At 50.4% G+C, this 12,421-nt stretch carries 13 protein-coding genes and 1 tRNA gene; 8 read left to right on the top strand and 6 right to left on the bottom strand.

Annotation, left to right across the window (positions count from 1 at the left end):
- Positions 1-139 precede the first annotated feature (139 nt).
- From AACH41_RS00945 to AACH41_RS00920, 6 genes are all read left to right on the top strand, one after another.
- Positions 140-442, top strand: a complete 303-nt coding sequence (locus AACH41_RS00945) for a transcriptional regulator (protein WP_313986161.1) — start codon at positions 140-142, stop codon at positions 440-442.
- Positions 439-1,776 (top strand): HipA domain-containing protein, encoded by a 1,338-nt coding sequence (locus tag AACH41_RS00940; protein ID WP_338656139.1) that lies wholly within the window; start codon positions 439-441, stop codon positions 1,774-1,776. Before AACH41_RS00945 ends, AACH41_RS00940 begins: the two co-directional genes overlap by 4 nt.
- Positions 1,777-1,889: 113 nt before the next feature.
- Positions 1,890-2,228, top strand: a complete 339-nt coding sequence (locus AACH41_RS00935) for a tRNA-binding protein (protein WP_338656137.1) — start codon at positions 1,890-1,892, stop codon at positions 2,226-2,228.
- A gap of 123 nt (positions 2,229-2,351) precedes the next feature.
- Positions 2,352-3,104 (top strand): TIGR04255 family protein, encoded by a 753-nt coding sequence (locus AACH41_RS00930; protein WP_338656135.1) that lies wholly within the window; start codon positions 2,352-2,354, stop codon positions 3,102-3,104.
- Positions 3,097-3,456, top strand: a complete 360-nt coding sequence (locus tag AACH41_RS00925; protein WP_338656133.1) for a hypothetical protein — start codon at positions 3,097-3,099, stop codon at positions 3,454-3,456. The genes AACH41_RS00930 and AACH41_RS00925 overlap by 8 nt, the downstream gene beginning before the upstream one ends.
- Before the next feature lie 8 nt (positions 3,457-3,464).
- On the top strand, positions 3,465-4,100 hold the full coding sequence (locus AACH41_RS00920) for a hypothetical protein (protein ID WP_338656131.1): 636 nt from the start codon (positions 3,465-3,467) through the stop codon (positions 4,098-4,100).
- On the opposite strand, the gene nikR is transcribed toward AACH41_RS00920, so the two are convergent.
- The 6 genes from nikR to chrA form a co-directional block, all read right to left on the bottom strand.
- Positions 4,090-4,506, bottom strand: coding sequence for a nickel-responsive transcriptional regulator NikR (nikR, locus tag AACH41_RS00915; protein WP_338656129.1), 417 nt, complete (start codon positions 4,504-4,506; stop codon positions 4,090-4,092). The genes AACH41_RS00920 and nikR overlap by 11 nt on opposite strands.
- A gap of 15 nt (positions 4,507-4,521) precedes the next feature.
- Positions 4,522-6,582 carry a TonB-dependent receptor gene (locus AACH41_RS00910; RefSeq protein ID WP_338656126.1) on the bottom strand — a complete coding sequence of 687 codons (2,061 nt, stop codon included), beginning with the start codon at positions 6,580-6,582 and terminating at the stop codon, positions 4,522-4,524.
- Between the two features lie 121 nt (positions 6,583-6,703).
- Positions 6,704-8,824: a polyribonucleotide nucleotidyltransferase gene (gene pnp, locus AACH41_RS00905; protein ID WP_194749761.1), complete on the bottom strand. Its 2,121-nt coding sequence runs from the start codon at positions 8,822-8,824 to the stop codon at positions 6,704-6,706.
- Between the two features lie 333 nt (positions 8,825-9,157).
- Positions 9,158-9,427: a 30S ribosomal protein S15 gene (gene rpsO / locus AACH41_RS00900; RefSeq protein ID WP_194749762.1), complete on the bottom strand. Its 270-nt coding sequence runs from the start codon at positions 9,425-9,427 to the stop codon at positions 9,158-9,160.
- 183 nt (positions 9,428-9,610) lie between these two features.
- Positions 9,611-10,504: a PfkB family carbohydrate kinase gene (locus AACH41_RS00895; RefSeq protein ID WP_338656123.1), complete on the bottom strand. Its 894-nt coding sequence runs from the start codon at positions 10,502-10,504 to the stop codon at positions 9,611-9,613.
- 4 nt (positions 10,505-10,508) lie between these two features.
- Positions 10,509-11,837, bottom strand: coding sequence for a chromate efflux transporter (gene chrA / locus AACH41_RS00890; protein WP_338656121.1), 1,329 nt, complete (start codon positions 11,835-11,837; stop codon positions 10,509-10,511).
- Between the two features lie 138 nt (positions 11,838-11,975).
- On the opposite strand from chrA, the gene AACH41_RS00885 reads away from it, so the two are divergent.
- Both AACH41_RS00885 and AACH41_RS00880 read left to right on the top strand, forming a co-directional pair.
- Positions 11,976-12,051 (top strand) — tRNA-Phe (locus AACH41_RS00885).
- Positions 12,052-12,093: 42 nt separating this feature from the next.
- A complete protein-coding gene (locus AACH41_RS00880; protein ID WP_275356412.1) occupies positions 12,094-12,411 on the top strand; it encodes a rhodanese-like domain-containing protein in 318 nt (105 codons plus the stop codon).
- Positions 12,412-12,421 lie beyond the last annotated feature (10 nt).

Here is a 12,421-nt window from a genome sequence, read left to right as displayed (position 1 = left end):
GATGAAAATATATTCGTTGAGATATATTTTCATCTCCTCCTCTCTAAAATCATAAAATATATGCGTTCCGATATATTCCTTTATTTTGAAAAAGATCTGGAATAGAATATATGCGATCATATACTTTTGGGGAATTCGCATGAAGGTTCCGATTAACTCGCCAGCAGATTTGGGCGAAGTCATTCGCGCTACACGCAAATCAAATAATCTTCGTATGGATGATTTGGCTGGTATTGCTGGCGTGGGGCATGTTTTCGTGGGCGATGTCGAATACGGAAAAGAAACCGCCCAAATCGGCAGAGTCATGCGGCTTTTAGGAGAGCTGGGAATAAAACTGTCTGCCGAGGTTCCAGCTTCTGCAGAAGCCTATCTGGGCAAGATTCGTGACCAGAACGGCTTGGTACGTCCCAGCCAACGCAAGTCCCAAAAAGGTACTCAATGAAGCGAATATTGCTCGCTTACATCAACGATGCCCATGTCGGCACATTGGTCGCTGAAGACAATATCTGGAGGTTTGAATACACAGATACCTGGGCCACGGATAACAAGGGATACGATCTTTCTCCAAATCTACCCAGAGTAGATGCTGAAGGCAAACCCAGCATTCACATTGACGGTAGCACGACAAGACCTGTGCAATGGTATTTTGATAATTTGCTTCCTGAGGAAACGTTACGAACGATCCTAGCTAAGGAAGCCAAAGTAGCCATAGAAGATGCGTTTGGATTATTAGAAGCTTATGGTCGAGAATCTGCGGGATCGTTAACGCTCCTTCCTGAGGGAGTACTTCCAGAACAGGGAGGAAAGAGAAAGCTCTCCCTAAAAGAGCTATCTGATCGCATTAAAGCGATGCCCAGAATTCCCTTGAACGCAGATTCACCGAAGAAAATGTCCCTAGCCGGTGCTCAACATAAGCTAGCAGTCATCTATCAAGATGGGGAAATTTATGAGCCAGATGGCCAGGCAGCCTCAACACACATCTTAAAACCTGAGCATCCAGAAAAAACCCGCTACCCGTCGACCGTTATCAATGAGTACTTCACCATGCGCGTTGCAAACCTGGCAGGATTGGATGTGCCTAAAGTATATCGACTGTTTTGCCCAGAGCCGGTGTATCTCATTGAGCGTTTTGACAGGGCTATACATCAAGATGGCAGAGTCGACAGGCTCCATGTGATTGATGGATGCCAACTCCTCAACATAGACCGAGTATTTAAATATGATGCAGCCAGTACTGAATCACTTGCAAAGTTAGCTCAGCGCCTTTCAGTACCGGCTGTCGGAAGGCTATGGTTTTTCGATTGGATCGTCTTTAACATTCTGATGGGTAACGGAGATAACCACCTCAAAAACATCTCTTTCATGGTTTCCCACGATGGCATTCAAATTTCACCATGTTATGACCTTTTGAGTACAGCCGCTTACGACACGCAAGCCATAGATAAAGAACATGCTAGCTGGCCTAAAACAGATTTCCCCATCAGACTGGACCAAACACAAAAGTTTTTTTCAGAGATTACACGTGAAGATATTATCGAAACCGGTAAAAAACTGGGATTAAGTGGAGACACTGCCACCCGCAGATTAAATAATCTGCTCAAGAAAGTGCCGCTGGCATTCAGTCATCTGAAAAGTGAAATTACCAACGAAAACGCTAAACTACCTGAGGACGCACGCTGGAAAGTAGAGGGTGATGGCCGCATGATAGGGATTATGGAAAAATACATCATGCATCCGATGGTGAACCAACTCAGCGGGATGGATGGCAGAAACTAACCGAAAAATGCCGTCGAAAGAATATGCCATCCAAGGCAGTGATGGCATTGCTTCGCTCGCTCCTGATTAAAGTCTTCTGCGATAATGCCCAGTCACTTTAGAAGGCTGGGCATATGAATCAAATCGAATGGACTGACTTTACCAAGGTTGAGTTACGCGTTGGCCGGGTGATTTCAGCAGAGGTATTTGCAGAAGCGCGCAAGCCAGCCTACAAATTGCAAATCGACTTTGGCCCAGAGATTGGCCTGCGTAAATCCAGCGCCCAGATTACAGCGCACTACACGCCAGAAAACATGATCGGAAAACTGGTGGTCGCCGTGGTTAACTTTCCGCCCAAACAAATCGGGCCATTGATGTCAGAATGCCTGGTGACGGGTTTTCATGATGCTGAAGGAAGAGTGACTTTATGTGTGCCTGAACATGAGGTGCCGCTGGGAGCCAAACTGCTGTAACTGTTTACAGCTTAATAAATAATACCACGCTGGCCCCAGTACTCAGTTCTTGATTACAATGCTGAAACATTTCTGATATTATCAGTTGAAACAAATTACTCCGCTAAACTGGATATAACCATAATGGCTGATCGCCTTCCAATTAAGCTTGGCAAAGAACCCTTAGTTGACGCTATTTTTGAGTTTCGTTTCTCAAGCGCCATACCAGCTGCAGCAGTTTTACCCGGTATCCTTTATGGGCGTCTTTCTGGATTTAGTCAATTTCAAGAATTGCCTCAGGCACAGATACCCAAACCTGTTAGAGAGTCCGATCCGTTCTTAGCAAACGCCCCCATATTAACTACGGAATGGCGCAACTTTCACATAAACATTGGCGACAGCGTCCTTTCAATTAGCAATAAATATCCTTATCAAGGCTGGTCAAGCTTCAAGCCTGCAATCATGGAAATTGCTAATACCTTAGCCGATTACGATTTCATTCAAACACTAAATCGTTTCTCGATAAAATATATCGATATTTTTGATAAGAGTTTAATCCCCCAGAATACAACTGCATTGAACATGAATTTGGCCATTGCGAATCATTCAATTGTTAATGAAACAATGCAGTTTCGTGTGGAGATTCCAAGAGATGGATTCATTCATGCTGTACAAGTAATCAGCAGTGCGAATGCTACCCTCCCTAATGGTAAAACATTCAATGGGTTGCTGATTGACGTAGATACTATTGCAAACCTTCCTCCTGGAACCCATTTTAGAAAAGCCATGGAAAATTTTGAAACAAGTGTGGAGTCTATACACACTTCGAATAAATCAGTTTTCTTCGATTGCTTAACTGAACAAACCTTAGAGTTATTAGAGCCAAAATATGCATAGAGTTGAAATAACAACTGATTTGCCAAGATCCTATAGCCCAGTGGTTGTTATAGGTGCAGCTTTATTTCTAGGTGCTCCCGTACTTACTGACACACCTGCAACTGATGCGACCCATGTTAAACCTGTAATTAGAAATCTCAGCTCGGGGCAGAGGGTCTATGTGGATGAGCAAAACTCGACATACTATAACTTTAGCAAAAGCCCAACTGGTCAGGTAAAAATTACTAATGAGCCTACGTTCGAACATACAGTCCAGCAGTTTTATACTACGTTGCTTTCAGGGCAGGAGCCTCTAGGTAAGGAGTTTGAGCAAGTATTATTCGATAATCTTATTGATCTGTATGAAAGTTAGATCAACAAATGGATACGAGTAAAGATAGTTTAGAAAAGCATCTACCGTATTATTTAACTCAAGATGCAAAAGACAATCTAACTGCAGCTCTAAAAGCATTTCCTAATGTAAATTACTACCTTGATGCTTACAACGACACAGTACTTCAAGGAGATTGCTGGAACTGTCTAGAAGTTATCGACTTTAAATCACTAACTAAGCGCTCAGTGAAGGGTATTGTTTTATCAAATACTTGTGACGTTTCTCCTGAGAACTCACGTGATTTACCCGTCAGATTAACTTTCGTACCAATTATCAAGCTCTCAAGCTATAGTCAATTGCTGCAAAAACAGGGTGTAGCAGGAGAAAAGTTGGCCTCTAAGATTCAAGCAATCACTGGTCAAAAAATAACTTCGATGATTTACTTCCCTAAAGGCGGGGGTTTAGATGAGGACTATGTTGCCCTACTAGATGATATGCACTCAATCCCTTCAGATGTATTTTTCAAGCAGCAAGAGCGGAAGAAAATATTCACATTAAGCCAAATTGGTTATTATTTATTCATCTTCAAATTATCAATTCATTTTTGCAGATTTCACGACAAGGTGATTAGAGACGAAGGCGATCTCAAATCTACCCAGCAACAAGCTGCTTCTACAAGCTAAGCCACCTCGGAATAATATGCACCTTCGCATGCGTCACCCCCTTCTGTGACGAGATCGCATTCACACACGCTTCTACCTCGGCAATTTTGCCTCTGAGAATCACTGTTTCCATACAGTTGTCATGATCCAAATGCACATGCTGAGCCGTAACAATCACGTCATGGTGGTCGTGCTGTAACTGGTTCACACGGCTGGCAAGCTGGCGTTCGTGATGGTCATACACATAACTGAGCGAGGCAACGCACTCGGCCTGCGCGTGATCCGCATCTTCAATCACAGCTTCATCGAGTGCTTTACGGACGAGGTCACGGAAAGCTTCTGAGCGGTTGACGTAGGCTTTGACGGCGATAAGGTGCTCAAAGGCATCTGCGAGTGCGTCGTCTACTGAAATGGTGATGCGGCGCATGAGGTACGTCCTTGATTAAAACTGGTACGTGAGTGTGAGCCGTGCGGCGCGAGGCTCTACCGGGTGAAAGTGAATATCGCTGACCGGTGCAGCCTCGCCTTTGAGTTGTGATTCGTAGTAGTAGTCGATGTCACTGGCTTTGCGGTTAAACAGGTTAAATATGTCTAACGTCATGGTGGTTTTCGGGTTAAAGCGGTAGCCGACGCGGGCATAGGTGAGCAAGGTGGCGTTTGACTGGACGGTATTATCCGCCACCAGTGGCCGTGGGCCAAAGTAGCGAAGTTGCACGGCGCCAAACCAGTGACCCCATTGGGTTACGGTGGCGCCTAGCGAGGCCACTTTATTGATGGATCCGGGAATAAAGTGGCCTGGGTCATTGGGGTCTTGTTGGGTAAAGCGTGCTTTGGAGAGCGCAATATCCATATCCAGCAGTAGCCAGTCATTCACCACATAATGGTTGTTCCACTCCACGCCATAGCGACGGCTGGCCAGGCTGGGTTCGGTTTCACCAGCGTCGCCGACAAAAACCAGCTCAGAATTAATATCGAGTTGCCACACCGCCAGCGAGCTTTGCAAGCCGGGCATCCATTCGCTGCGGATGCCTACCTCACTACCGCGGGTGCCGACCAGGGGCGTGACAGGAGAGGCCGGGTTGCCGTCGGGCAAGCGGGTTTGCGTGGTGCCGCGGGCATCATTACTGTGAAAGCCCTTGCCGAGATTATAGAAAAACTCGGTATGGGCCCACGGCCCGAAAATCACAGATAATTTTGGCGAGACGATGCCATCACTGACACGGCCTGAATTACCCTGAAGTGAGCTGTTAACGTCGAACTGGTAGCGGTCATAACGCAGGCCAGCGACCGTGCGCAGTTTGTCGTGCCACCAGACGGTGTTTTCGGCATATAGGCCCGCGCTGCTTTCTTCTACTTTGTCTGAGCGGATCAGCGACAAGCGCTGTTTTTGTTCCGTGTTGTATAGCGCAACCGGTGACAGTTTGTCGTAACGCGTCTGCAGCCCCAGCTTGTTTTCGACAGGCAGGCCAGCAAGCTCACCGAACCAGGTCTTGCTGAGATGCGCGCCCAGCATGGTGCGTTTTTCACTTTGGTTAAACTGGTCGCCATTGACCGGATCATTGAGAAAGTAGGTGAAATTGCTATATAAATCGAGCGCGGAGCGCACGGCATAGGCATTGATTTGCCAGCCGCCTTGCGCGTCACGGTGCTGCTTGCTAAACGACAGGCTGTAACGCGATGAATCGCCACCATCGGTCGGGTCTATGGCATCAAAACGGCTGATCTGCCCGGCGTGGACGGCGCGCAGCGGAATCTGGTCGGTGCTGTTCCAGCGGTTGTGATAGGCCATGGCGGTCAGGCTCATGTTGTCGTGCGCATCCCCTGTACTAAACCGCAGGACGCCATTGTATTTTTTGACGCCTTCGGCCACTTGCCAGGGGCCGTCATAGCGATTGAGTTCCAGCGCATAGAGGAGCAGGCCATTGTGCATGGCCTGCGAATCTGCCACCAGCATACGTTGATAGTCGTAACTGCCCAGCGTGAGACTGGCGATGCCTTGCGGCAGTCGATTGACCAGGTGCAAATGCGCAGCACCGGCAGAGGAAAAGTCCCCCTCCTCTGCTGAGTAAGTGCCCTTTTTATAGTGGATATGGCTGACCAGCTCGGGGATCAGGAAATTCAAATCCGTGTAGCCTTGCCCGTGTGCATGGGTGCGCATATTGACTGGCATCTCGTCCACATAGGTGGCAAAGTCGGTGCCGTGATCGAGGTTAAAGCCACGCAAAAAGTACTGGTTGGCCTTGCCACTGCCGCTATGCTGGGTGACGATCATGCCGGGGACAAACTCGAGCACCTCCCCCACCCGTGAAATGGGGCGGTTTTGAATCAGGCTGGCATTCACGCGCCCTTCACTGGCGGCATCGGACGAACCGACCGCGTTGTCATAATGCGCACGCACGGGCACGTCATCGAGCGTGAGCGCCTCACTGGCGACACTCAACCGGGATAACAGTGCCGCAACCACGCCGACACTTATCCGTATGATCTTTTTGTTATTTTTCATACGGCGGCATTATGCGCGAAAACAGAGTGACACCCTATAAGTAAATTAACTCAAGAAGCGGTGCGCTGACGCCAATAAAAAAGCCCGCTGGCGCGGGCTTTTTTAGATCAGAGCGGGCAACTTATTCAGCTGCTGGCGCTTCTTCTCTTGCTGGTGGATCGATCAGGGCTTTCATGCTCAAACGCACTTTACCTTTGTCGTCCAGCTCAACCACTTTCACTTTCACAATGTCACCCTCTTTGAGGTAGTCGCTGACCGCTTTCACGCGCTCGTGGGCAATTTGTGAAATGTGTACCAGACCATCTTTACCTGGCATCAAAGTCACCACTGCACCGAAGTCCAGAATCTTGACCACTGGGCCTTCGTAGATCTGGCCGACTTCCACTTCAGCGGTGATCTGTGCGATACGGCGTTGTGCTTCAGCGCCTTCGTCCGCATTGGTACAAGCGATCTTCACGGTACCGTCATCTTCGATGTCGATGCTGGTGTTGGTTTCTTTGGTCAGTGCCTGAATCACGGCGCCACCTTTACCGATCACGTCACGGATTTTGTCCGGATTGATCTTCATGGTGATGATACGTGGGGCAAACTGTGACATTTCGGTGTTTACGCCAGACACGGCTTGCTTCATCAGGCCCAGAATATGCGCGCGGCCTTCTTTAGCTTGTGCCAGGGCCACTTGCATGATCTGTGCCGTAATACCAGTGATCTTGATGTCCATTTGCAGGGCGGTCACGCCTTTGTCGGTCCCGGCCACTTTAAAGTCCATGTCACCCAGGTGATCTTCGTCACCCAGAATGTCGGTCAGCACCGCAACGCGGTTGCCTTCCTTGATCAGGCCCATGGCCACACCTGCCACGTGGGCAGTCAATGGCACGCCGGCGTCCAGCATGGAGAGGCAGCCACCACAGACAGACGCCATGGAACTGGAACCGTTAGACTCAGTGATCTCGGACACCACACGCAGGGTGTAGTCGAAGTCTTCTTTCTTAGGCAATACGGCTTTCAATGCGCGCTTAGCCAGGTTACCGTGGCCGATTTCGCGCCGTTTTGGTGAACCGACACGGCCCGTTTCGCCAGTGGCGAACGGAGGCATGTTGTAGTGCAGCATGAAGTTTTCGTAGTATTCGCCAGCCAGTGCGTCAATGATTTGCTCATCTTTGCCTGTACCTAAGGTGGTCACGACCAATGCCTGTGTTTCACCACGGGTAAACAGCGCAGAACCGTGGGTACGTGGCAGTACGCCGGAACGGATGGTGATTGGACGCACGGTACGTGTGTCACGGCCATCAATCCGTGGTTCGCCGTTCAAAATCTGGCTACGTACGGTTTTCGCTTCGAGCTTAAAGAACTCGTCTTTAATCTTGTTGGCTTCCAAGGTAGAGGTTTCTTCAGTGATCAAGGTGCTCATGACGCGGGACTTGATTTCGTCCAGCTTGGCAGAGCGCTCGCCTTTGGATTTGATTTTGAAGGCGGCGTTGATGTCTTCAGCCGCAATCGCTTCAATTTTTGCAATCAGCGCAGTGTCTGGCTCTGGCGGTGTCCAGTCCCAGGCATCTTTACCGGCTTCAGCAGCCAGTTCGTTGATCATTTTGATCACAGGTTGCATTTGCTCGTGACCGAACACAACCGCACCCAGCATCACGTCTTCTGGCAATTCTTTGGCTTCGGATTCCACCATCATCACAGCGGTTTCAGTCGCAGCCACGACCAAGTCCAGCGCGGACTCTTTCAGTTGTGTCGCAGTTGGGTTCAAGACGTATTCGCCATTGATATAACCCACTTTTACCGCACCCATTGGGCCGTAGAACGGGATACCTGCCAGCGCAACCGCAGCAGACGCACCGATCATGGCCGGGATGTCAGCATCAATTTCCGGATCCAGGGACAACACGGTCGCCACAATCTGCACTTCGTTATAAAACGCATCCGGGAACAGTGGACGCATAGGACGGTCGATCAAACGTGCCGTCAGGGTTTCTTTTTCGCTAGGACGGCCTTCACGCTTGAAGTAGCCGCCTGGAATGCGGCCAGCCGCATAGGTTTTTTCCTGATAATCCACAGTCAATGGAAAGAAATCCTGACCTTCTTTGACTTCGGTTTTTGCAGTTGCAGCCACCAGTACTACTGTATCGCCATAGCTCACCATGACGGCGCCATCTGCCTGGCGTGCGACTTCCCCGGTTTCAATAGTCAGGGTATGCGCACCAAGCTGGAGGCTTTTTCTCGTAATTTCAAACATTGTTTTTCCTTTATCTACCATGGCTATTCACTACCTAATAGCCAATCTCAACAATGAAAACCAGGCTGACAGTGCCGACACTCCACGCTTATGCATAGCATTGTGCGCGACAACTGACGCCCGGTTTCCCGATTTGCGGTGACTTCCATCAGCACGCTTTTTGTACAAACCCTGCACAAAACGCACTCACAGAAGCCACCCGAGTTGGTGATATGAAAATCCCGAATATCAGCAATCTCAGGATTTTTAAAGCAAAAAAGCCGAGGCAGTCACCATGCCATCGGCTTTTATTTCGTTAAAAGTGAACTGGATTAAACGTCACTTTTAGCCAAATTATTTACGCAGGTTCAAGCGCTCGATCAGCGTTTGATAGCGGCTAACGTCTTTACCTTTGAGGTAGTCGAGCAAACGACGACGCTGGCTGACCAACGCCAACAGACCACGACGGGAGTGGTTGTCTTTTTTGTTGGATTTGAAGTGCTCGGTCAGGTAGCTGATACGGTATGTCAACAAAGCCACTTGTACTTCTGGGCTCGCTGTATCGTTAGCACTGCGTTGAAAATCTTTAATGATTTTTGCGGATTGTTCTGCGGTAATCGCCATCTTTATTGTCCTTGAGTTAGCGTCAATATCGTCGCAGCCAGACAACCCATTTGCCTACCGCACCGACATTCAATTTACACGAAACGCGCATTATAGCGGCAAGCGCCAGCCTTGCATAGGTTTTTATCACATTAAGTTTCTGTTTTTATGAATTAATTTAAATATCGCAGCTCTTTGAAGGCTCTATAAAAAGTCATCATAAAAATCGGCAGCCGCTGGTACCGCCCCGCGAATGCCGCAAATGGAGGCGGCGAAACTGGCCGCGCGGGTCAGGATGGTGGGGCGTGACCAGCCCGCCAGCAAGCCGCGAATCACCACCGAGGTATAAGCATCGCCAGCACCTACACTATCGACAAATGCCGTGCTCAAGCGCACCGGCGGCACGCGAAAGCCCTGACCAAACCGGTCCAGCCAGAAACTGCCCTCTTCACCACAGGTGACAAACATTTCAGTCAAGCCACACACCATCAACAAGCGCCGGGCCAGCTCATTCACATCTGCCGCACCCGGCAGTCCAAGCAATTTACAGACTTCTGGCAACTCTTCATGATTGATTTTGAGAATATCGGCGGCCTGCAAGGCCATGCGTACGCTCTCCGCGTCATACCATGGCGCACGCAGGTTGATGTCGCACAGCACCGTGGCGGGCTGGCACAGCGCCAACCACTGCGCGGCAAGCGCCTGCATGGGTGCATGGCGCAAAGCCAGTGACCCGAAATACACCAGCCTCGGGGGATGTTTCAATGTGAGCGCCTCGACCGGTGGCCATTGCAGGTCATCATAGGCCTGCTGATCCAGAATCTCGAAGCGATGACCATCGGGGCCCAGATGCACCTTGACTTGCCCGGTCGGCAAACGCTCAGAGTGCTGCACCCCTTCGGTAGGCACGCCACTCGCTTGCATTTCGGCCACAATACGTTCGCCCAGGGCATCCTGGCCGATGGCAGTGAGAAAGTGCACGGGCAAGCCAAACGCGTGACAATGGCGGGCAACATTATAAGGTGCGCCGCCGATGACCGTTTGCTCGGGAAACACATCCCCCAGCACCTCACCCAAAATCATGATCGAATCTGACATCTGTTTATCCTGCCTTTAATAACCAACCAATTGCCATACACGCTGGCAACAACCAAAGAATTGAAATCCGCTTGCCGACCAGCAACCACAGCGATAGCACCACCATGCAGGCAGCGGCGACATCTGGCGCATCGGGCCAGACCACGTGCCGACTCAACGTGAGGGCCAGCGCCACCATGCCCGCGATCACCGCCGCACTGATGGCCTGCAGCGGCGCAGTCCAACGCCATTGCTGGCGGGTACGCTCTATCCAGGGCGCGCCCAAAAACACCATGACAAAACTGGGTACAAACGTAAACCAGGTCACAATCGTCGCCCCGATCAACCCCGCCTGCCAATCAGGCAAGGCCAGCCCGGCCTGCCAGGCCGCAACAAAGCCAATATAGGTGACCACCATAATCAGCGGGCCCGGCGTACTTTCGCCCAAGGCCAGGCCATCCAGCATCTGCTCTGTCGTCAACCAGTGGTAATGCTGCACACTGGCATCAAACACATAGGGCAAAACGGCATAGGCGCCGCCAAAAGTAAGAAACGCAGCCTGGCTAAAAAAAGCTGCCAGGCGGGTAAATAGATGTGACGGCCCATAATAAAGCACTAAGGCCGCAGCGACACCTAAACCACATAGCGCGCCCCAGATCAGCACTGTCGCTGTCCACCGACGCAAATCAGCCAGCCCGGCCAGCGCCGTGTTGTCATCAATCACACTTGGCGCCGTCTGCATGGCCCTTGCCGCTGCATGGCCAACTGACGTTTCGACCCACTGCGGCCAATATTGTTGCACAGCAACGCCCAACACCGCGGCCAGCAGAATAATCACCGGGAAAGGCAGATGGACCGTTTGCATGACCAAGGCCAGCAAAAACACGCCCCACAACCAGCGGGCGATCAGCACTTTTTTAGCCAGGCGCCAGGCGGCACAGCAGACCAGCGCGACTACCAGCGGCTTAACCCCATACAACAAAGCCGCGACGGCGGGCTGACTGCCCCACTGCATATACCCCCACGCCAGCGAGACCAGCAAGCCAAACGCAGGCAACACAAACAAACTGCCAGCCACAATGCCACCCCAGGCACCATGCAATAGCCAGCCCATATAGACCGCCATTTGCTGCGCCTCGGGGCCGGGCAACAGCATGCAATAGTTCAAGGCATGCAAAAATCTGGCCTCTGAAATCCAGCGCTTTTCTACCACCAGCGCCTGGTGCATCAAGGCAATTTGTGCCGCAGGCCCACCAACACTAATACAGCCCAGGCGCAACCAGTAGGCCCAAAATGCCTGTGCAGAAGGCTTCGCTGGCGCCTGCATTTCAGGCGGTGTCTCGACAATAGACATCAACCATTCCTTTTAAAACAGCGGCCTCAAATACCGCCTCGCAAGCATATCAGGATTTTTTTTAACTTTTGTGTGCATTCTTGGCGTTCTTTGCTATAATGCGCGTCTTGCGATTCGGGACACACCCAAATTGCTGTTGGCCAGATAGCTCAGTCGGTAGAGCAGAGGATTGAAAATCCTCGTGTCGGCAGTTCGATTCTGCCTCTGGCCACCACTCCTCTTGCCTTTCGGCACATTTCTTTTTCTGGGTTTGTTGATGTCATTAAAACACTTAACACCGGATGAATTACAGCCATTACTCAATGATCCCTCATTGTTGCTGATTGATATCCGCAATGATCACGAGCTTGTTTCCGGTATCTTGCCTGGTGCCATGCATTTGCCATTAGGACATCTGGCGACGATGTTTGATCAACTGCCGCAAGACAAAAAAATCGTGTTTTACTGCCGTAGCGGTGTACGCTCCATTTCTGCAGGTGAGTTTGCCTTGGCGCAAGGCTGCCACGATGTCTCGCATTTGGCGGGCGGCATTCTGGCTTGGGCTCAACACGGCTTGCCCATCGAGCCCGCTTAATTCAGAGACT

It is taken from the genome of Methylophilus sp. DW102, assembly GCF_037076555.1.
Lineage (GTDB): Bacteria > Pseudomonadota > Gammaproteobacteria > Burkholderiales > Methylophilaceae > Methylophilus > Methylophilus glucosoxydans.
Note: the sequence above shows the minus strand (reverse complement) of the source record. Positions and strands in the feature narration are given on the sequence as shown.